The following is an 18739-nucleotide window of genomic DNA, read 5'->3' as shown; positions in this document are numbered from 1 at the left end:
GTCTACCATTTTGTTTACGTCACAAAATTTTCACCTATTTTGCCCTATTTTTTGCATTTGGTCATATTTAGGTCTTCTAAAATGATCAAAGGTATTATAAAGGTACTTGTATGACTAAAGCCTCAGATACCATGTACCTCGCCGTCGATGGCGGCGGCACGCGGTGCCGCATCGCTCTGTTCGATGGCGCTGTGATCCGGCAGATCGAGGTGGGTGCGGCAAACGTTTCTACTGATTTCGACGCAGCATGTGCGGAATTGAAGCGCGGGCTGGGTATGCTGGCCGAGCATGTCGGGACTACCGTCGCCATACTTGCCCAAGCGCCGGCGTATCTGGGGTTGGCTGGAATAACCGGCGATGCGCTGGCCGATCAACTGGCTGCAGCGTTGCCGTTTCAAAGGGTTCGTATTGCCGATGACAGGGCGTCGGCCTTGCGCGGGGCCTTGGGGCCTGAAAGCGGTTTTGTTGCTCATTGCGGGACCGGTTCGTTCATTGCGGCCCAACGTGCTGGCGAAATGCACTTCGCCGGTGGGTGGGGGCCGGTTCTGGGGGATCAGGCGTCGGCCCAATGGGTTGGGCGGCTGGCATTGTCCAATACGTTAGAGTGTACGGACGGGCTGACTGAGCAGTCCGAAATGGCGGACAGGCTGTTAAAGCAGTTCGATGGAGCTGCAGGTGTTGTCCGGGCAGCCGCCGACATGTCCCCAACGGAGTTCGGCGCATTGGCGCCGACCGTCACGGAATTCGCCGCCAAGAGAGATCCAATAGCGGTGATGATCATGCAAGAAGCCGCCGAATACCTTTCAGATCGGATATCCAAAATGGGGTGGGTGCCTGGTATGCCAGTGTGTCTGACGGGGGGTATTGGCCCTCAATACGCGCCATATCTGCCGGTAGACATGCAATCCGACCTCGTTGAACCGCTTGGTGATCCAATGGCCGGTGCGCTGGCGCTGGCGCGCGCATTTCAAGAGGAGATTGAAAATGAGCGTTGCTGATTTTCTGCGCCCTGAAGGCTGGCTGGGCCGGACCGCCGGTCCTCGTTATGTGCAACTGCGCCAGCGCCTCGAGCAGGGGATCGAGGACGGTATTCTGCCCCCCAACAGCTCACTGCCGCCCGAACGCGAAATTGCCGAACTGACTGACCTGTCCCGCGTTACCGTGCGAAAGGCCATTCAAGAGCTGGTTCGCAAGGGCGCGATCGAACAACGTCAGGGGTCCGGTTCTTTTGTGCGCGAACCCGTGTCGCGCGTCGAGCAATCGCTGTCACACCTGACATCCTTTACCGAAGACATGGAAAGGCGCGGGCTCAAGACCACATCCACATGGCTGGAGCGCGGGATTTTCCTGCCGTCGCCCGAAGAAATGATGGCTCTTGGCTTGTCGGCTGGTGAGCAGGTCGCCCGCATTCACCGGCTGCGCGAGGCGGGTGGTCGCCCAATGGCGCTGGAACGCGCAGCCCTGCCTCTCGACATATTGCCCAATCCGACCGAGGTTTCGGGGTCGCTTTACGCAGTGCTGGAGCAATTGGGCCATCGCCCGGTTCGAGCAATACAGAAGATTTCAGCTATTAACCTTGAAGCGACGGAAGCCGAGCTTCTGGACTGCGCAGAAGGTACCGCGGGGCTGCGAATCCAGCGCACCTCATATCTCGAAAGCGGACGGGTCGCGGAACTGACCCGATCAATCTATCACGGCGAAGCCTACGATTTCGTAGCCGAACTGCGCCTGTCAAACTGAAAGGCCCGGACCATGTCCAGCGAAACCACTCAGATGCGCAAGGAAATAAATGAAATTCCCTGTGCTGTGGACCGATTACTTACCCACGACGCGGGTGCCATAGCAAAAGCTGCCGAGGAAATCCGGGCGCGCGATCCACGTTTTCTGATTTCGGTCGCGCGTGGTTCGTCAGATCACGCCTGCAGCTATCTGAAATACGTGTCCGAGTTGCTGTTGGGCTTGCCGATGGCGTCGGTCGGACCTTCGGTGAAATCCATCTATGGCGTCGACATGCGCTGTGAAGGCGCCTTGTGCATCGCGGTTTCGCAATCCGGGCAGAGTCCAGACATCGTTCAACTTACGAAGTCGCTGACAGATGGGGGCGCGTATTCCGTTGCCATCACAAACGACACCAGTTCCGCTTTGGCCGAGGCTGCGTGCTCTGCATTGTCGATCCATGCGGGACCGGAGCTGAGCGTTGCGGCGACCAAGACCTTTGTGACTTCACTAGTGACAGGTCTTTGGCTGCTGGCAGAAATCAAACGCGACGAGGCTCTGTTAGCCTCGATCCGCAGTCTGCCCACGGCCCTTGAAGGGGCCATCACTTGTGATTGGAGCGCGGTGGTCGATGCTGTCGATGGTCAGTCTCTGTTTACATTGGGGCGCGGAACCTCTTGGGCTATTTCCAATGAGGCGGCTCTCAAATTCAAGGAAACCTGCCAGATCCACGCCGAGAGCTATTCCTCGGCCGAAGTTCTGCATGGCCCGGTCTCAATTGTCGATCAGGGTTTTCCGGTGCTTGCTTTCTCTTCAGGCGATGCCGCCGAAGCCAATATTGCCGAGGTCGCCGATGCGCTGGCGGCCAAAGGGGCGCAAGTATTTGCGACCACTGATAGGGTGGCACAGGCGACACCTTTGCCGCATATACGCACATCGCATTGGATGACCGATCCGGTCACGTCCATTGCGTCCTTTTATGGTATGGTTGAAACCGTTGCCACGCGGCGCGGGATAAATCCGGACACACCGCGCCATCTGAAGAAAGTGACAGAAACAGTATGAGCGCCCAGCCGATAACCTTTGCGGGCGGGCCGATATTCGACGGCAAATCCGTACGTACCGGCCACGCAGCGCGGTTTGCAGAAGGAGTGCTGCAGGCGCTGATCCCCGAGGCAGAGATTGCATTGGGCGAAAATGTTGAAGACCTGACAGGCGATATCCTAAGCCCCGGATATGTCGATCTGCAGGTAAACGGCGGCGGCGGCGTCATGTTCAATGACGACCCTTCGGTCGCAACACTGGCGCGTATCTCATCGGCCCATCGCTCGCTGGGTGCGACCTCGATCCTGCCGACGCTGATTACGGATACGGCTGAAAAGACCTTTTCGGCGATTGACGCTGCAATTGAAGCCGTCAATACAGAAGCGCAAGGCATCGCTGGTTTGCATCTGGAAGGCCCGCACCTGTCGGAACGTCGCAAGGGGGCCCATGATGCAGCGTTGATACGGCCCATGGAGGAGGCCGATCTTGCCCGGATTTTGATGGCGGCGCAGGTTTTGCCAGCGCTCATGGTGACACTGGCCCCTGAAAACGCCACCGTCGATCAGGTGGAAGCAATGGCGAAGGCCGGTGTGATCGTGTCACTGGGCCACACGGATGCGCCCTTTGACACCTGCATGGCTTATGCTCGGGCCGGCGCGCGCTGTGCCACCCATCTGTTCAACGCCATGAGCCAACTGGGCAGCCGCGAGCCGGGATTGGTCGGGGCAGCATTGTCCAGCGGTCAGATGTCTGCGGGGATGATCGCGGATGCCGTCCATGTTCACCCTGAAACGATGCGTTCAGCTTGGGTGGCTAAACGTGGCCCGGGCAGGATATTTCTGGTGAGTGACGCCATGGCAGTGGCTGGAACGACCCAAAGCGAGTTCCGGCTCGAAGGTCGCCTGATCCGGCGCGAAAACGGTAGGTTGACGTTGCAGGACGGGACCTTGGCAGGGGCGGATCTCGATCTGACAACAGCTGTTAGAATTCTCGTGGCCGAGGTCGGCGTTTCGCTTCCTCAGGCCCTTGGTGCTGCCACCAGCGTTCCGGCCGAGTTCATTCAGAACAGCAAAAAAGGCCAGCTGCACAGATTGTCTGACGCGATCAGGATCGCGCCGGACCTGTCAGGGGCAACTCCTGCCATTTCTTTCTGAACGTTTGTTCGGATGTAGCCTTGCATCAGTCCCAGACGGGTTACGCGCTGGGCGCATTTCCCCGCTCGCCGCGACTATTCGGGTTGTGTAAGAAGGAAACTGAGTAAGTTTCCGGAATGCCATAGATGTCTCAGACCATTACCGTATTCACAACGATGAAGAATGAAGGCCCGTACATGTTGGAATGGGTGGCCTATCATCGCATGTTGGGCGTCGATCATTTTGTAATTTTTACGAATGATTGTGAAGACGGCACAGACGACATCGCGCGCAGGCTTGAGGAAATGGGATGGGCATCTCATGTCGACAACAAGGTGGCTGAGGGCGGCAACCCGCAACACCAAATGCTGCGGCGTGCACGGCGGCACCCAAAAGTGCAACAAGCGGTCTGGCTGATGTGTCTGGATGTGGATGAATTCTGGAATATCCGTTGTGGAGATAACAATTTCGCCGCTTTAATCGAAGCGGTTGAGGAAAAAGCAGCACAACCTGTGGACGCGATTTCCTTTGCCTGGAAGCTTTTTGGAAGTTCCGGGAATATAAGCTTGGAAGACAAGCCCGTAACACAGCTTTTCTCGATGTCCGATCTGGAGTTTCCACACCATTCCGGGCGGGCTTATGGGCTGAAAACCCTCTTCCGAAACAACGGCAAGTTCACGCGTTACGGTCCACACCGCCCTAAAGGCATGGAAGAGGGCAAGGAACACGAAGTTGCCTGGTCGGATGCCGGTGGGAACTTGTTTCCCGCCGCCGACATTGGTTGGCGCGCATGGCGCGGGTTCGACCATTCATTTGGCCGGCTGCATCATTATTCGGTACGATCATTGGACGGGTTCCTGATCAAGCGCGACCGCGGGCGGACCAATCACATCAAGGTGGATCAGGGCCAATCCTATTGGCGGGATATGAACGCCAACAAGGAAGAAGACCGCTCGATTCAGCCTGTGGCCGAGCGGGCCATCCCACTTTTGGCCGAGTTGAAGGCTGATCCCGATCTGGGGCGGCTGCACGCACAAGCCTGTGACTGGCACCGCAGCAAAGCCTCGGAAATCAAAATGCGGCCGGACTGGGTCGAATTCCGCTCCTGGTTGGCGGATAATCTTGTTTGAAACCCATGGTAGATGACCTTTCCAAAGATCAGCTCCAGCCCGAGCATCCCGACCGAAGGACGGGATATGAGCGTATCCTGACCGATCCGGCGCCGCCCTGGTTTGTCGAATTGTACCCGGGCGGCAGCGGATCCGGTTTCCTGCAAAAGCTGGACCGGCACGCGATCCTTTATCATCAACGCGACACGTCCCGGCTGGTGGTCAGCTTTGACAATATTGCCAACGTTAACGATCTGTCATTTGCCCGGGAACCATGGGGGTGGAAGTTCTTTCGCGATATAGGTTGGTCGCATCTTGGCGTTATTGCGCGAACCAAGGCCTGGTATCGCGACCCAGAAATCATCACTTATCTTCAGGCCAAGGCGACCGAGGGCTTTTTTGAACAGTTCGATCAGGTCGTGTTTGCCGGCGCGTCGATGGGTGGGTTTGGTGCGCTTGTGTTTTCTGCGATCGCACCGGGATCGATTGTGATCGCCTTCAATCCGCAAACCACCCTGGATGAGCGGTTGGTTCCCTGGGAAACCCGATATCGGTTTGGTCGTGTACAGGATTGGGATTTACCGCTGAGTGATGGGGCTGAAACACTAGGTTCCGCACGCAGGGCTTATGTTTTCTATGACCCGTTTTTTGATCTGGACCGGCGACATGCGGCTCGCTTGCAGGGATCAAACACGACTCTGTTAAAAACCTGGTCTTCGAACCATTTCGCGGCGCCTATGTTGCGGAAGCTCAACCTGTTGAAGCCTGTCATGCTTGGGGCAATGGACGGCACCTTGGAGCCGCCGGAATTCTACCGGATGATGCGGGCCCGGCGCACGCTGCCGATGTATATGCGCGGTGTTGAAGCGTACGGCAGCGAACGCCATCCAAAGCTGGTCAGCAAAGCACGCAAGAGGTTCCAGTCACTGCGCCGTCAATTGGCGGCAGAAACCGCCCGGAAGTCGCAATGACGTCGGAAACGGGCTTTTTTATAGGCCAGCGCAAGGACAGAATGGGCGCGCGGCTTCTTATGATGCTGACCTGCATTCGGCTAGCCGAGGACTTCAGTGCGGACTATCGGGTGAACTGGTTCCCACAGGGGGCGGATGCACCGGAACTTGACCACCCGCAGGAGTTGTTTTCGAAAGACTGGATGGACGGGCACTTTCTTGACCAGAAAGAGTTCGATTCACTCAGCAAAAACGCCTTGCCAGTTTGGGCTTTTCAAAGTGACCCGTCCCCTGAACGGCTTAAGGCGCACTTGGCATCGGGCCGCTCGGTATTGGTCGAGGAAGGGTTCGAGGTTCTGGCCTTTCCCTGGGAAGATATCGAAGCCATCCGCCCACGTTATCGGCAATTCATTCATCGGATCGGATTCACTGATCAGATACGCGCTATCATGGAGCGGGCCGATGACAAACTCTCAGGACAGGGCGTATCGGCCTATCACATCCGGCGCGGTGACATTCTGAACGGGTTGCCCTGGAAGCACACGACATGGCCAGCCAAGATTGAACCAGAGGAACTTTACGAAGCACATCTGGAAAAGACCAAGGGGCAGGCTGCAATCATGTTTTCGGATCAGCCGGAGCTGATCGCTCGATTTCAGCAACGCTTTCCAGAACTGATGCAAATGGCGGATATAGCTGACCTCTCCAGTCTTACACGTGCGCAGCGCGATTTTCTGGAACTCTACACGATGTCTCGGGCCGATCAGGTGATCGCGCCGTTTATCTCGGCCTTTTCGATGGCTGCCGCGCGGGTCTCCGGCCAACAGAGAAAGGTTTTCCGCGACGTCCTGTCCGAAGACGAACTGCAGATTGCCAATGCCCGCGTGATTGCGCGCGCAGCAAAAGGGCCGGGCGCATTTCTGAATACCTCTGAAGCTGCGCATGTCTATTCCAAGGCGGTGCAATACCTCATTGCGCAGGACTTGTGCCAAGAGGCCTACGAACTTGCCCAACCCATTCTTGATGCAGGTGCGGACAATGCGTTTCTACCACTGCTTCAGGCATTGAACTGTTTTTATCTGGGCCAGTGGCAGGAAAGTGAGGCTCTGGCGCGTCAGGGTCTTGAGAACCAACACCTCTGGCCCGAAGACCACGCGGTTCTAAGTGCATTGCGCGGGGCCATTCTGGGGGCTCAGAAAAAGCGTTGGGGGGCGAGCCTTCAGTTCGGAAAAGCGTTCTGGGCCAAACCCCTGCGGCCCGATGTTGTCGTGCTGGGTTCGCGAATGCTGTATCGTGATCAGCTGGCTTTCCGTTTGTTTCCTCCTGTGGACTGGGCGTTGCAGCGCAGCCTGCGCCAACGCCGATTTCCACCGTTCAACAATTTGTATCTGGTGCAGCAGAAAGTGCTCGCTCGACAGCCCTGCAATTTTGACATGATCCTGATGGATTGGTCAGAACTGGCGCTGGATCAACGGGCAAGACGTTTGTTGGGCGATGGTCCGCGCCTGGCTACTTTGCAGGCCGGTCTGGACAACGTCTCGGATATTGCTTCTGAAGACCCTCAATTTAGAAGCTTCGCATCGGTTCTGCAGATGCGGATGGGTCAACTGTCTCCGGCAAAGGCCATAGACAGCGCTCGGCAAGTTGTGGCTGAACGCCCGGAAAATGCGCTGTATTACAAACGGCTGGCCGAGTTGTACGAAACCGAGGGAGATGCGGGGCGTGCGCGCCGCACCATGGCCGAGGCGCTGGCCTGTGACCCGGAAAACCCTTTTCTCGTATTTGCTATGGGGCGTCTGCTGGAAAGGCTCGGTGCGTCTGAGCAGGGGGAGAATCAGATTTTGCAGGCTGCGGATATGGACGAGGGAACGGCTGCAATTCAGGGTCTGGCCGGGCAGATACTTTTGCGGCGCGGCAAAAAGGGAAAAGCGCGTCCTTACCTTCGAAAAGCCAGTGAACTGTGCCCGACGTTCAAACGCTTTGCCAATCAACTGAAAAGGGCTGGGAATTGACGTTTATTACCGGATTAAGAACGATCCTGAAGCGGTGATAGTCGTTGGTTTGTCCGGTCAGTGTGTTTAATCTTCAACAAAAATCAGGCAAGGCGCGCAGGCGCAACAGGGAATGAGGCAATCTGAAATGGCAGAACAGGATCCGCGATTTGTCAGCGTAACGCCGATGAAAAACGAAGGACCCTTTGTGCTTGAGTGGGTGGCGCACAATCAGGCAATCGGCATTGATCAGATAGTGGTCATGACAAATGACTGCACGGACGGCACCGATGCTCTGCTTCAAAGGTTGCATGAACGTGGGATCGTGACCCATGTGGATAACAATTCCCACCGTCGGACCAGCCCTCAGAAACGAGCCTACAAAACATTTCTTGCGATGGAAGTGGCGCGTCCGCAGGACTGGGTCATCGTCATCGATGCTGACGAGCTTATCAACGTAAAGACGGGGGACAATACGTTGAAAGCCCTGACCGATGCCATTCCCGACGCGCGAACGATTTCGATGACTTGGCGGCTGTTCGGCAATTCGGGCGTCGTCAAATACGAAGACCGGTTTCTGACCGACCAGTTCACACGGGCTGCGCGGGAGAATACCAGAAAACCGCATCAGGCCTGGGGTATCAAGACGATGTTTCAACGCGGTTTGTGGGACACTTTGGGCGTGCATCGCCCCAAATTTTCGACCGTGGAAACCATGTCGGAATGTCACTGGTACAACGGGTCGGGGCAACCCATGCCGGATCGGTACTTCACTGGCAGCTGGCGGTCAGCTCGGGATTCCGTCGGCTACGAGTTTGTACAGTTGAACCATTATGCGCTGAAGTCCTGCGAAAGCTACTTGGTCAAAAAGGTGCGCGGCCGCGCGCACCATACCGGGGGTGATCTGGGCCTGGAATATTGGAACATCATGAACCAGAATGCCGTGACCGATCGTTCCATTGATGCCGTGGCCAGGCGCAAACGAGAACTTTTTGATGCGCTGCTTTCTGATTCCGAGACGGCGCGCCTGCATCACGCGGCTTGCAATTCGCATCAACAACAGATCACAGAGCTGTTGAGTGAGCCCGATATTCAGGACCTGATGGAACAAATGGCCAGCGCCACGGACCCAGCGGCGTGAGAAATGGCAGCGTAATCTTAGATCGCGCCACGCAGATTGACGCGCCGGCATCGAATAGGCGCAATGCCCAAGAAACACCCATAGACAAAACGCGAACGAGGAATTGAGCCAGATGCCAGACAACTACAAAATAGGCATGCTTTGGGTGGAAGGCCCGCTGAGTTTTCTCGAACAATTGTGCATCGTTTCCTTTTTGCACGCAGGCCAAGGTGTCAGGCTCTACGTTTACAATAATGTCTCCAACATCCCGGACGGTGTCGAAGTTCGAGATGCGCGCGAGGTTCTGCCGGATGAAGACTTTGTCATACACGGCCGAACCGGAAGCCCTGCTCCCCATGCAGACAAGTTCCGATATCGTATGCTTGCGCAAGAACCCGATCTGATTTGGGCAGATACGGACGCATATTGTATTAGACCTTTTGTACCCACGGATGGCCACTACTATGGCTGGATTACGGCTTCTGAAGTCGCGAACGGTATAATGAAGCTGCCGCCAGACAGCCCAACCTTGCAAGACCTCATTCGGTACACGGAAGACCCTTATGCGATCCCGCCCTGGGTCGCCCCACGCCATAAGAAAGCGCTGATTGAGGCGAAGGAAAGCGGCAACGCGAAACATGTCGGTGAAATGCCCTGGGGTGTGTGGGGACCTTCTGCCCTGACCTGGCTCTTAAAGCGTCATGGTGAAGACAAGAACGCTATGCAGTCACATATTCTGTATCCCATTCCCTACGAAAATCGCAGGGTCATGGCGCGCGCAGGTGGAAACTTTCAACAGTTCATTCAACCTGACACAGTTTCCATCCACTTTTATGGACGTCGGATGCGCCCTTTCTTGCGGAACCGTTTTGACAGTATTCCTCCTGCGGACAGTCTGATCGGGCAGCTAGTTGAGAAACACGGTATCGACCCGGCCGCAGCTCCGATCTAAACGATTCTACCCGATGTGGGGCTGGATGATGAAGTTGGCGCCTATCGGTCCGGGATTGACACGGATCAAGCCGAATACGCGACATTGTAGGCCGGATCACTCAACCTGGATCTCTTGCCGCAATCGGCCTGTGGTTTTGTCGAAGATCAATATCCGGTTGTCATCAGTCACAACGGCGTACCAGTTGTTTCCAATGGTCACCGCTTGAGCTTTGGCACCGTCGGGCAACTCGATCTGCTCAGGTAGGGTGGGTGTGCGGTCCGATAAGCGGATGACAATCAATGCGAATGTCACTAGAACCCCGCCAATCATCACCGCGGTCAGAAGCATGACCATGCGACGCAACAAGCGAAGCTGTGGCGTCTCCTGCGGCTCCAGAGGTTCGGAAGGGTCTGTCATGGGCACTCGCCTGATTGAGTTTCATATTGCGGCTGCACCGCCGCCTCGTCTTGATAAGGCGCTTTCACGGGATGTGCCAGATGGCGAGGCCCTGTCGCGAACGCGGCTGGCCCGCCTGATTGGCGAAGGTGCCGTCCGCGTGGACGGTATCGTGGCGGCGGACCCGAAGGCGAAAGTAGCCGAAGGCGCGCATATTGAGATTTCCGTGACCGAGGCCGAAGACAGCCATATCGGACCTGAAGATATTCCGCTGCAAGTTGTCTACGAAGACGCGGACCTGATTGTGGTGAACAAACCGGCAGGCATGGTTGTGCACCCGGCGCCCGGATCCCCAAGTGGGACTCTGGTAAATGCGCTGTTACATCATTGCGGCGATGGTCTGTCAGGCGTGGGTGGGGTGAAACGGCCCGGCATCGTGCATCGCATCGACAAGGACACCAGCGGCTTGCTTGTCGTAGCCAAGTCTGACGCGGCCCATCAGGGGTTGGCAGCGCAGTTTGAAGCGCACACTGTCGAACGATACTATCGCGCGATTTGTTACGGCATTCCGGATGCAAATGATCCGCGCCTGCGCGGGATCAAGGGCGTCAGTTTCGAACCCGGCAACATCATGCGCCTGACAACACAACTGGCGCGGCACAAGACTGACCGGCAGAAACAAGCCGTTCTGTTCCACGGTGGGCGCCACGCCGTGACGCGTGCTCGGGTCGTCGACACTTACGGAACGCCCGGCACGTTGGCGTTGATAGAATGTTGGCTGGAAACGGGCCGGACACATCAGATTCGTGTGCACATGGCCCATGCCGGGCATGGGCTGGTCGGTGATCCCGTCTATGGTGGCAAACGGAAACTGGCCGCGCGCGCATTCAGCCCCGAGACCGCCGAAGCTGTCAGGGAATTTCCACGGCAAGCCTTGCATGCGGCGGTGTTAGGGTTTGAGCACCCAGTTACCGGCAACATGTTACGGTTTGAGGCCCCGCTTCCGGATGACATGGAAACCCTACTGAACCAGTTGCGTGCGCCGTTGACATAATGTGCAAAGGCCTGTGAAGAAGGCAGTTTTAGCTTTTCTTAATCAATGCTTAATTCCAGACTGTTAACAAATCCTCTTGAATGTATCGGGTCTGGTACCCATATCCCATGTTAAGGACTTAAACATTTGTCCAAGGGGCAGAAATAAATGGCAAATTACACAAATCTTCCAGCGCCCACGCCTGAAGGTGGGCTGAACCGCTATATGCAGGAGATTCGCAAGTTTCCCCTGCTGGAGCCGGAAGAAGAATATATGCTGGCCAAACGCTGGGTCGAAGAACAGGACACCGAGGCTGCGCATAAGATGGTTACATCCCATCTACGGCTGGCGGCCAAGATCGCTATGGGCTATCGCGGCTATGGTCTGCCGCAGGCTGAAGTGATTTCCGAAGCCAACGTGGGCCTGATGCAGGCGGTTAAGAAATTCGACCCCGAAAAAGGTTTCCGGCTGGCGACCTACGCGATGTGGTGGATCCGCGCTTCGATCCAGGAATACGTCCTGCGTTCGTGGTCGATGGTCAAGCTTGGCACGACCTCGGCTCAGAAAAAGTTGTTCTTTAACCTGCGCAAGGCCAAGGCACGCATCGGTGCGCTGGAAGAAGGCGACATGCGTCCGGAAAACGTCAAGAAGATCGCAGAAGATCTAGGCGTAACGGAAGATGAAGTGATCAGCATGAACCGTCGGATGTCTGGCGGAGATGCTTCGCTGAATGCGACCGTCGGGTCCGAAGGCGAAGGAACCATGCAATGGCAGGACTGGCTCGAAGATGAAGATGCGGATCAGGCCGGTGATTACGAAGCACGGGATGAGCTGGAAGCCCGCCGGGAATTGTTGGCGGCTGCTCTGGATGTGTTGAATGATCGCGAGAAGGACATCCTGACCCAGCGCCGTCTGATGGATCAACCGGTCACATTGGAAGAGCTGAGCACGCAGTATAATGTCAGCCGTGAACGCATTCGTCAGATCGAGGTTCGGGCATTCGAGAAACTGCAGAAAAAGATGCGAGAGCTTGCCCGTGACAAAGGCATGCTGGGCAAAGTCTGAGCCACTACAAGAATTTTGAAGAAAGCCGGGCCAATCTCGATTGGGCCGGCTTTTTCGTGCAGACACGGGGCGACTTAAGTCATGACAGAATGGTCCTGCGTTGTTAGAAGAACGGGGTCACGTTTGCGCTAACGCTAGCGGCAGCTCAGATTTCGGGAGGGGGGATTATGCAGAAACCGGTTCATTGGGGTGTTCTTGGTGCCTCGAAATTCGCGCGCCAATTCATGACACCTGCGATTCATGCAGCAAATGGCGCGCGGTTTGCCGGGTTGGCCACCTCTGATCCGGCCAAGGCAGAGCCTTTCCTCAGCTTCTGTCCCGAAATGATTGTCCATGACAGCTATGATGCCCTTTTGTCGGACCCTGCGATCGAGGCTGTCTACATCCCATTGCCCAATCACCTGCACGTCGAATGGAGCCTGAAGGCGCTAGAGGCGGGCAAGCATGTGCTTTGCGAAAAGCCTATGACAATGCGGGCCGAGGAGTTTGATCAGCTGATCGCCAAACGGGATCAGACCGGATTGCTGGCGGCCGAGGCATACATGATCGTGCATCACCCTCAATGGCAGTTGGCGCGTAAACTGATTTCCGACGGCGCAATCGGACGGCTGGCGCATGTCACCGGTGCCTTCAGCTTCGACAACCGTACCGAGGTGCAGAACATCCGAAACCGTGCCGAAACCGGAGGGGGCGGGTTGCGGGACATCGGTGTTTACGTGATCGGAGGCGCGCGATTTGCCTCTGGGCAAGAACCAGAAGCCGTGCAATCCGCGATCCGCTGGGAAAACGGCATCGACAGCTTTACCGAAATCCGTGCTCAATTCCCGGATTTTACCTACTCCGCTTATGTCTCGATCCGCATGCACCCGCACCAAGAGATGGTGTTCCACGGTGAAAAGGGCGTTATTCGTCTGACTGCCCCGTTCAACGCGCGCGTATTCGGGGAGGCGCGCGTGGAATTGCATCGCCCCGGGCTCGAGGTGCAGGTCACGCGGTTCCCGGGCGACGATCACTATAAACTGCAGGTCGAAGCATTTTGCCAAACAGTTCGAAACGGCGATGATTACATCTGCCCGCTGGAATTTTCACGGGGTACTCAAGTGGTGATTGACAAGGTCTTCGACGGAGCCGTTGCACTGTAATCCGATTACTTGCCAACACGACCCTGGCGCGTCTAACCTGTTCCTCACCCAATCAGGAGGGGACTTATGGCCGGTGGCTGGGCACGCGACGGCGCGGTGAGCGAACAGATCGAGGCTTCCATTACGGATGAACTTGCGCGGATGCAGGCGCAGAAACGCCCTGTGGGCGAAAGCCTGACCCATTGCGCCGAATGCGAGGAACCTATCCCCGAGAAACGTCGACTGGCCTTGCCGGGCGTCAAGCTGTGCCTTGACTGTCAGCAAGACCGGGACGGTGCGTTCAAGGCGCGGGGCGGTGTCAATCGCCGCGGATCAAAGGACAGTCAGCTGAAATAGGCAGTGTCAGGAGCGCGCAGTGCAAGATGGTTCAACCAAAGCTCAATCGTGGTTGCAAAACGGTCTGCTGCTTGGGTTTCTGGCCGCTTTTCTGTGGGGTACGCACAGCGTTATCGTCCGGTACCTGACAAGTGATCTGGGTGGGTTGCAGATTGCCGTAACCCGGTTGTTCATTGCGGCGCTGGCAATCTACGCGATGTTGCGTGTTATGGGGGCGCGGGCCTCGATCCGTTTCGATGACTGGAATTTTCGCCTGGCCGTTTTTGCCACGGTCGTGAACTACATCCTGTTTCACATCGGCCTTGAGCATACGGGTGCGGCCAATGCGATGGTGCTGGAAAACACCGCCCCGTTCTTTGTGTTGGTGTTTTTGTATTTCTTTGCCGACACGCCCATTGGGCGTACAGAATTTGTCGCGACGGCGTTGGCGATATTAGGTGTGTTTTTAACGGTCTATCAGGATTTTCAGGGCGGCGGAGAACCCTTGCTGGGTGATCTGATGGAAATCGGCGCGGGGTTCAGCTGGGCCGTGTTTCTGATTGCCAGCAGCCGCGCAATGCGATCCTCGCAGTCGACCGCAGAACGACTGAATTTCCTGTTCGGAATCTTTCTGTGTTCGGGCGTTCTTTTGGTGCCGTTGGCATTGTTTTCGCTGCAGATTCCCAGCGCCAACGATGTGGTGTTCCTGATCCTGCTTGGATTTTTTCCGACCGCATTAGCGTATTACCTCTGGTATGAGGCGGCGGCGCGGGTTTCGACACTCACGGCAACGTTGTTGTTTGCCTCGTCGGTCGTGTTTACTTTTGTCAATTCGGCGGTGTTTCTGGGCGCAGCCATTACACCGATGGCGATACTGGGGGCCGTATTGATCGTGGCGGCCATTTTCCTGACTTCCATGAAAAAGACCGAAGACTGAAGGGGCAGGCCGCAAAGACCTGCCCGTTATCGTGTCAGCCTTCCATCGCTTCCAGCTCGTCAATAAAGCCGGAAATCATCGACAGGCCCTTATCCCAAAATTTCGGATCGCTGGCGTCCAGGCCAAACGGGGCCAGCAGTTCGGAATGGTGTTTCGACCCTCCGGCGCGCAGCATTTCAAAGTACTTGTCCTCGAAACCTTCGGCACCACTCTCGTAAACGGAATAGAGGGCGTTCACCAATCCATCACCGAATGCGTAGGCGTAGACGTAGAACGGCGAGTGCACGAAGTGGGGGATATAGGCCCAGAAAGTCTCGTACCCGTCCATGTATTCGAATGCCGGGCCAAGGCTTTCGGCCTGAACGCTCATCCACAAGGCGTTGATGTCATCGGGGGTCAGCTCACCCTCACGCCGGGCTGCGTGCAGTTTGCATTCGAAATCGTAGAAAGCGATCTGACGCACGACCGTGTTGATCATGTCCTCGACCTTGCCGGCCAGCAGAATTTTGCGCTGTTCCGGTGTCTCGGCCTGGTCCAACATTTTACGGAAGGTCAGCATTTCGCCGAACACGGATGCGGTCTCGGCCAGTGTCAGGGGCGTCGATGACAGCATCTCACCCTGATCGGCGGCCAACACTTGATGCACGCCGTGGCCCAGCTCATGCGCCAGGGTCATCACGTCGCGCGGCTTGCCCAGATAGTTGAGCATTACATAGGGATGAACCTCGGTCACCGTGGGGTGGGCAAACGCGCCGGGGGCTTTGCCGGGTTTCACGGCAGCATCGATCCAGCCTTTGGAAAAGAAGGGCGTCGCGATTTCACCCATGCGTGGATCGAAGGCGTTGTAGGCGTCCATCACCGTTTTCTGGGCCTCGGCCCAGTTGACGATCCGAGTGTCTTCCATTGGAAGGGGCGCATTGCGATCCCAAACCTGCATGACATCCAGACCCAGCCATTTGCGTTTCAATTCATAATACCGATGGCTGAGCTTGGGATAAGCAGCGACAACCGCCTCGCGCAGGGCTTCAACCACTTCGGGCTCGACATCGTTCGACAAGTGGCGCCCCGTTTGCGCAGTTGGCATGTTGCGCCAGCGGTCGACGATTTCCTTTTCCTTTGCTTGCGTGTTGTGCACGCGGGCAAAGGTTTTGATGTTGTCCTGAAATACTGACGCGAGTTCCCGGGCGGCCGCCTCGCGCTTTGCGCGGACCTGCTCGGTCAGCAGGTTCAGAGTGCCTTCGATGTTCAGTTCCTCACCATCCACGGTGAATGTCAGCCCGGCGATGGTTTCGTCAAATAGACGTTCCCACGCATCGCCAACCACGCCCAGATCGTGCAGAAATTTCTCCAGCTCGTCAGACAGCTGGTAGGGTTTCATAGCGCGGATGCGGCGGAAGACTGGCTCGAACCGGGCCAGCGCAGGATTGGCGTCAAAATGCGCTTGTAGAACGTCGTCTTCAATGCGGTTGATCTCGAGTGTGAAGAAGACCAGTGGCGTAGTGAAGACAGTGATTTTTTCCTGCATGTCCGACAGAAATTTCGCGCGATCTGCATCGGTGGTGAGCTGATAATAGCGCAGCCCGGCAAAAGACATGATGCGGCCTGCAATGGTATTGATCTTTTCATTGCGGTGCACACACGTCAGCAAGCTTTCGGCGTCCAGTTCGGCCAGTTTGCCTTCGTAATCTGCTGCGAACGAGGCGCATTCCTTTTCCAGCCAATCCAGATCCTGGGTTAGTTCCTGCGCATCTTCGGAGGAATAGAGGTCGGTCAGGTCCCACTCTGGCAAGTCGCCCAAGTTTTCGGCGCCGCCGATTGCGTTTGCGTCACGGACGGGAAAGGGTAGGTCGCGCATGGAACACCTCGAATTGAATTGTTTGCCAACATTTAGGTGTGCGGCGCTAGGATCACAAGCCGACTGATGCGTCCGTGACCCCGCGGATCATTCGCCTGAAAACACCGGCTCGCACGGCCGATCCGAACGGGCTGCGAGGAAATGTGCGGCAAGCTGATCGAAGACAGGACCGCGTACATTGAGTGCTTCCATCAACACCTCATGCTCGCCATCCGGGATTTCCACCAGAGTGCCGCGCGGCCAGTTTGCCATCCGCGCACGGATCGCTTTTCGATCCACGATTTGCTCGTGACCGCCCAGGAAGGTGAGGCAAGGTATATCGGGCGCCGGCTGATCCATAAGCCACGCGCATTCATCCAGCGCTTCACGTAGCCAGATGGTCGACGGTGCGCCCAGAGCAAGTTCTGGATGCGCAGTCAGTTGATCCTGCATCATTTTGTACATCGAGGGGTCGCGCGTCAGCATATTGCCTTCGAAAGGTTGTGAGGCGACGTAGCTTGCAAATGACGTCGTGGGTGGCTTCTTTTCTCCCAGCCCGAACCTCGGTCCCCAATATGCGGTCAGGCGACTAAGGGGCTTCATGAGTGGTGTGAAAAAGATACCCCACATCGGACCCGTAAAGGCGCAGGCCGCAAAACTGTTGGTTTCCAAGGCAGCCCTCAGCCCGATTGCGCCACCCATCGAATGCCCAAGGACATACCACGGTTTCGGTAAATCCAGCCTTGCGGCCAAATCCAAGGTCGCACGAACATCATGCTGATAGTCCGTGAACTTCTCGACATGTCCCACGCGCGGGTCGTCCAGCAACCGGTCGGCCAGACCCTGACCGCGCCAGTCCACAGCGAGCACTGCAAAGTCGCGATTCACAAATTCGGCTGCGCTATCGCCATATTTTTCTATGTATTCCGTCCGGCCTGGAAACAGCATAACCGTTCCAAGCGCGTCGCGATCCGGGAGCCAGTGCCCTACACGGATACGAATGCCATCCGAGGTTTTCAGCCAATGCGCCGTACCACCGTCGGGTCCGCCGGCCACATCTTCAAAGAAAGGGGCCGGCGATAACTCCATCAGGCCAGCACCGAGGCAAGTTTCATGGCAATTCCCATATCTCCATCCACGCTCAGCTTGCCGGACATGAACGCGCCTGTGGGGTTCATCTCGCCGCTGAGGATCTGTTCGAATGTGTCGGCATCCGCGCTTAGGGTGACATCCGCATCCTCGTCGCTGACCCGCGCGCCGTCTGCATCCAGAACGATAGCCCCCAGATCGGCGATAGAAAACTTGGCCGAAGCGTCAAAAGCGCCGCCCGCCAGTTTTTCGTTCAGCGCGGCCGCCGCTTTTTCAAGAATTTCGCTCATGGTCTTCCTCGTTTTGTTTGTGCGCCGTGAATGGACATCCCCGGTCGCAACGCTACACTGAACGTTGTTATGAGCATTGCAAGTACCAAACTCAAACGTATCGTGGCGGCAACGACTCTCCTAGTCACGATTTCCACCAGTTGCATTGCGCAACAAGGTGACTCTCGGGATGAGGCTGCGCTTTTGCAGCAGCTGGCGCAGGCTACGCCGGAACAAGCTGTCGGCATTGATCGCCAGTTGCAGGCATTGTGGTCGCAGTCAGGTTCGGCATCGGCGGACCTTTTGCTCGAACGTGGACGGGAAGCCCTGGATGATGGTGACATCAGCGCAGCTATCGAACACTTGACCGCGCTGACAGACCATGCGCCCGATTTTGCCGAAGGCTGGCATGTCAGGGCGTCCGCTTTTTTTGGCATTGATCGGTTTGGCATGGCGGCGGCGGATCTGGAACATGCCCTGACACTGAACCCGAATAATTACGAGGCTATCTACGGGTTAGGCCTTATTTTTGAGATCGTGGGCAGACCTCAGCAGGCCTTTGAGGCCTATTCCCGTGCGCTGGCTATACATCCCCATCACGAAGAAGTAACCAATGCCCTGAATCGGCTGAAGCCTCAGATTGAAGGCAAGGCACTTTAAGG

At 56.6% G+C, this 18739-nt stretch carries 19 protein-coding genes; 15 read left to right on the top strand and 4 right to left on the bottom strand.

Translation table 11 applies throughout. From position 1 onward, the window contains the following. The first annotated feature begins 110 nt into the window (after nucleotides 1-110). The 9 genes from AC2TCY_RS05290 (at nucleotide 111) to AC2TCY_RS05250 (ending at nucleotide 10015) form a co-directional block, all read left to right on the top strand. Nucleotides 111-998, top strand: a complete 888-nt coding sequence (locus AC2TCY_RS05290) for a glucosamine kinase nucleotide-binding domain-containing protein (RefSeq protein WP_480845984.1) — start codon at nucleotides 111-113, stop codon at nucleotides 996-998. Next, on the top strand, nucleotides 985-1740 hold the full coding sequence (locus AC2TCY_RS05285) for a GntR family transcriptional regulator (protein WP_480845983.1): 756 nt from the start codon (nucleotides 985-987) through the stop codon (nucleotides 1738-1740). Before AC2TCY_RS05290 ends, AC2TCY_RS05285 begins: the two co-directional genes overlap by 14 nt. Nucleotides 1741-1752: 12 nt before the next feature. Next, the gene (locus AC2TCY_RS05280; RefSeq protein WP_480845981.1) at nucleotides 1753-2781 is read left to right on the top strand and encodes an SIS domain-containing protein; all 1029 of its coding nucleotides are present in this window, start codon (nucleotides 1753-1755) and stop codon (nucleotides 2779-2781) included. Continuing rightward, nucleotides 2778-3914, top strand: a complete 1137-nt coding sequence (nagA, locus tag AC2TCY_RS05275; protein ID WP_480845980.1) for an N-acetylglucosamine-6-phosphate deacetylase — start codon at nucleotides 2778-2780, stop codon at nucleotides 3912-3914. The genes AC2TCY_RS05280 and nagA overlap by 4 nt, the downstream gene beginning before the upstream one ends. Before the next feature lie 125 nt (nucleotides 3915-4039). After that, a complete protein-coding gene (locus tag AC2TCY_RS05270) occupies nucleotides 4040-5023 on the top strand; it encodes a glycosyltransferase family 2 protein (RefSeq protein ID WP_480845979.1) in 984 nt (327 codons plus the stop codon). Beyond that, nucleotides 5020-5973: a hypothetical protein gene (locus AC2TCY_RS05265; RefSeq protein ID WP_480845977.1), complete on the top strand. Its 954-nt coding sequence runs from the start codon at nucleotides 5020-5022 to the stop codon at nucleotides 5971-5973. Before AC2TCY_RS05270 ends, AC2TCY_RS05265 begins: the two co-directional genes overlap by 4 nt. Further along, the gene (locus AC2TCY_RS05260) at nucleotides 5970-7964 is read left to right on the top strand and encodes a tetratricopeptide repeat protein (protein WP_480845976.1); all 1995 of its coding nucleotides are present in this window, start codon (nucleotides 5970-5972) and stop codon (nucleotides 7962-7964) included. The genes AC2TCY_RS05265 and AC2TCY_RS05260 overlap by 4 nt, the downstream gene beginning before the upstream one ends. A 127-nt stretch (nucleotides 7965-8091) precedes the next feature. Next, complete coding sequence (locus AC2TCY_RS05255) at nucleotides 8092-9084, top strand: glycosyltransferase family 2 protein (RefSeq protein ID WP_480845975.1); 993 nt, start codon at nucleotides 8092-8094, stop codon at nucleotides 9082-9084. Nucleotides 9085-9196: 112 nt separating this feature from the next. Further along, nucleotides 9197-10015 carry a hypothetical protein gene (locus AC2TCY_RS05250; protein WP_480845974.1) on the top strand — a complete coding sequence of 273 codons (819 nt, stop codon included), beginning with the start codon at nucleotides 9197-9199 and terminating at the stop codon, nucleotides 10013-10015. A 96-nt stretch (nucleotides 10016-10111) separates the two neighbouring features. On the opposite strand, the gene AC2TCY_RS05245 is transcribed toward AC2TCY_RS05250, so the two are convergent. Continuing rightward, nucleotides 10112-10414: a DUF6476 family protein gene (locus tag AC2TCY_RS05245; protein WP_480845972.1), complete on the bottom strand. Its 303-nt coding sequence runs from the start codon at nucleotides 10412-10414 to the stop codon at nucleotides 10112-10114. On the opposite strand from AC2TCY_RS05245, the gene AC2TCY_RS05240 reads away from it, so the two are divergent. The 5 genes from AC2TCY_RS05240 to AC2TCY_RS05220 all read left to right on the top strand — a co-directional run bounded on the left by AC2TCY_RS05240 (nucleotide 10413) and on the right by AC2TCY_RS05220 (nucleotide 14885). Further along, nucleotides 10413-11447 (top strand): RluA family pseudouridine synthase, encoded by a 1035-nt coding sequence (locus tag AC2TCY_RS05240; RefSeq protein WP_480845971.1) that lies wholly within the window; start codon nucleotides 10413-10415, stop codon nucleotides 11445-11447. The genes AC2TCY_RS05245 and AC2TCY_RS05240 overlap by 2 nt on opposite strands. 147 nt (nucleotides 11448-11594) lie before the next feature. Then, the gene (rpoH, locus tag AC2TCY_RS05235) at nucleotides 11595-12491 is read left to right on the top strand and encodes an RNA polymerase sigma factor RpoH (RefSeq protein ID WP_480845969.1); all 897 of its coding nucleotides are present in this window, start codon (nucleotides 11595-11597) and stop codon (nucleotides 12489-12491) included. A gap of 167 nt (nucleotides 12492-12658) precedes the next feature. Beyond that, complete coding sequence (locus tag AC2TCY_RS05230) at nucleotides 12659-13633, top strand: Gfo/Idh/MocA family protein (RefSeq protein WP_480845968.1); 975 nt, start codon at nucleotides 12659-12661, stop codon at nucleotides 13631-13633. Nucleotides 13634-13699: 66 nt separating this feature from the next. Continuing rightward, nucleotides 13700-13969, top strand: a complete 270-nt coding sequence (locus tag AC2TCY_RS05225) for a DksA/TraR family C4-type zinc finger protein (protein WP_480845967.1) — start codon at nucleotides 13700-13702, stop codon at nucleotides 13967-13969. Nucleotides 13970-13988: 19 nt separating this feature from the next. Further along, nucleotides 13989-14885 (top strand): DMT family transporter, encoded by an 897-nt coding sequence (locus AC2TCY_RS05220; RefSeq protein WP_480845966.1) that lies wholly within the window; start codon nucleotides 13989-13991, stop codon nucleotides 14883-14885. Between the two features lie 34 nt (nucleotides 14886-14919). Here the strand turns inward: AC2TCY_RS05220 and AC2TCY_RS05215 are convergent, their stop codons facing one another. The 3 genes from AC2TCY_RS05215 to AC2TCY_RS05205 all read right to left on the bottom strand — a co-directional run bounded on the left by AC2TCY_RS05215 (nucleotide 14920) and on the right by AC2TCY_RS05205 (nucleotide 18098). After that, the gene (locus tag AC2TCY_RS05215) at nucleotides 14920-16740 is read right to left on the bottom strand and encodes a M3 family oligoendopeptidase (RefSeq protein WP_480845964.1); all 1821 of its coding nucleotides are present in this window, start codon (nucleotides 16738-16740) and stop codon (nucleotides 14920-14922) included. 87 nt (nucleotides 16741-16827) lie between these two features. After that, nucleotides 16828-17808 (bottom strand): alpha/beta fold hydrolase, encoded by a 981-nt coding sequence (locus AC2TCY_RS05210; RefSeq protein ID WP_480845963.1) that lies wholly within the window; start codon nucleotides 17806-17808, stop codon nucleotides 16828-16830. Beyond that, nucleotides 17808-18098, bottom strand: coding sequence for an SCP2 sterol-binding domain-containing protein (locus AC2TCY_RS05205; RefSeq protein WP_480845962.1), 291 nt, complete (start codon nucleotides 18096-18098; stop codon nucleotides 17808-17810). Before AC2TCY_RS05205 ends, AC2TCY_RS05210 begins: the two co-directional genes overlap by 1 nt. A gap of 69 nt (nucleotides 18099-18167) precedes the next feature. On the opposite strand from AC2TCY_RS05205, the gene AC2TCY_RS05200 reads away from it, so the two are divergent. After that, nucleotides 18168-18737 carry a tetratricopeptide repeat protein gene (locus tag AC2TCY_RS05200; protein WP_480845961.1) on the top strand — a complete coding sequence of 190 codons (570 nt, stop codon included), beginning with the start codon at nucleotides 18168-18170 and terminating at the stop codon, nucleotides 18735-18737. The last annotated feature ends 2 nt before the right edge of the window (nucleotides 18738-18739 follow it).

The sequence above is a fragment of the Ruegeria sp. HKCCD7181 genome (genome assembly GCF_057221055.1).
Note: the sequence above shows the minus strand (reverse complement) of the source record. Positions and strands in the feature narration are given on the sequence as shown.

Coding starts and splice junctions, on each gene's coding strand:
- AC2TCY_RS05225 (WP_480845967.1), top strand. CDS start 13,700: ATGGCCGGTGGCTGGGCACGCGACGGCGCGGTGAGCGAACAGATCGAG.
- AC2TCY_RS05210 (WP_480845963.1), bottom strand. CDS start 17,808: ATGGAGTTATCGCCGGCCCCTTTCTTTGAAGATGTGGCCGGCGGACCC.
- AC2TCY_RS05250 (WP_480845974.1), top strand. CDS start 9,197: ATGCCAGACAACTACAAAATAGGCATGCTTTGGGTGGAAGGCCCGCTG.
- AC2TCY_RS05245 (WP_480845972.1), bottom strand. CDS start 10,414: ATGACAGACCCTTCCGAACCTCTGGAGCCGCAGGAGACGCCACAGCTT.
- AC2TCY_RS05205 (WP_480845962.1), bottom strand. CDS start 18,098: ATGAGCGAAATTCTTGAAAAAGCGGCGGCCGCGCTGAACGAAAAACTG.
- nagA (WP_480845980.1), top strand. CDS start 2,778: ATGAGCGCCCAGCCGATAACCTTTGCGGGCGGGCCGATATTCGACGGC.
- AC2TCY_RS05290 (WP_480845984.1), top strand. CDS start 111: ATGACTAAAGCCTCAGATACCATGTACCTCGCCGTCGATGGCGGCGGC.
- AC2TCY_RS05280 (WP_480845981.1), top strand. CDS start 1,753: ATGTCCAGCGAAACCACTCAGATGCGCAAGGAAATAAATGAAATTCCC.
- AC2TCY_RS05260 (WP_480845976.1), top strand. CDS start 5,970: ATGACGTCGGAAACGGGCTTTTTTATAGGCCAGCGCAAGGACAGAATG.
- AC2TCY_RS05255 (WP_480845975.1), top strand. CDS start 8,092: ATGGCAGAACAGGATCCGCGATTTGTCAGCGTAACGCCGATGAAAAAC.
- AC2TCY_RS05285 (WP_480845983.1), top strand. CDS start 985: ATGAGCGTTGCTGATTTTCTGCGCCCTGAAGGCTGGCTGGGCCGGACC.
- rpoH (WP_480845969.1), top strand. CDS start 11,595: ATGGCAAATTACACAAATCTTCCAGCGCCCACGCCTGAAGGTGGGCTG.
- AC2TCY_RS05215 (WP_480845964.1), bottom strand. CDS start 16,740: ATGCGCGACCTACCCTTTCCCGTCCGTGACGCAAACGCAATCGGCGGC.
- AC2TCY_RS05270 (WP_480845979.1), top strand. CDS start 4,040: ATGTCTCAGACCATTACCGTATTCACAACGATGAAGAATGAAGGCCCG.
- AC2TCY_RS05200 (WP_480845961.1), top strand. CDS start 18,168: ATGAGCATTGCAAGTACCAAACTCAAACGTATCGTGGCGGCAACGACT.
- AC2TCY_RS05240 (WP_480845971.1), top strand. CDS start 10,413: ATGGGCACTCGCCTGATTGAGTTTCATATTGCGGCTGCACCGCCGCCT.
- AC2TCY_RS05230 (WP_480845968.1), top strand. CDS start 12,659: ATGCAGAAACCGGTTCATTGGGGTGTTCTTGGTGCCTCGAAATTCGCG.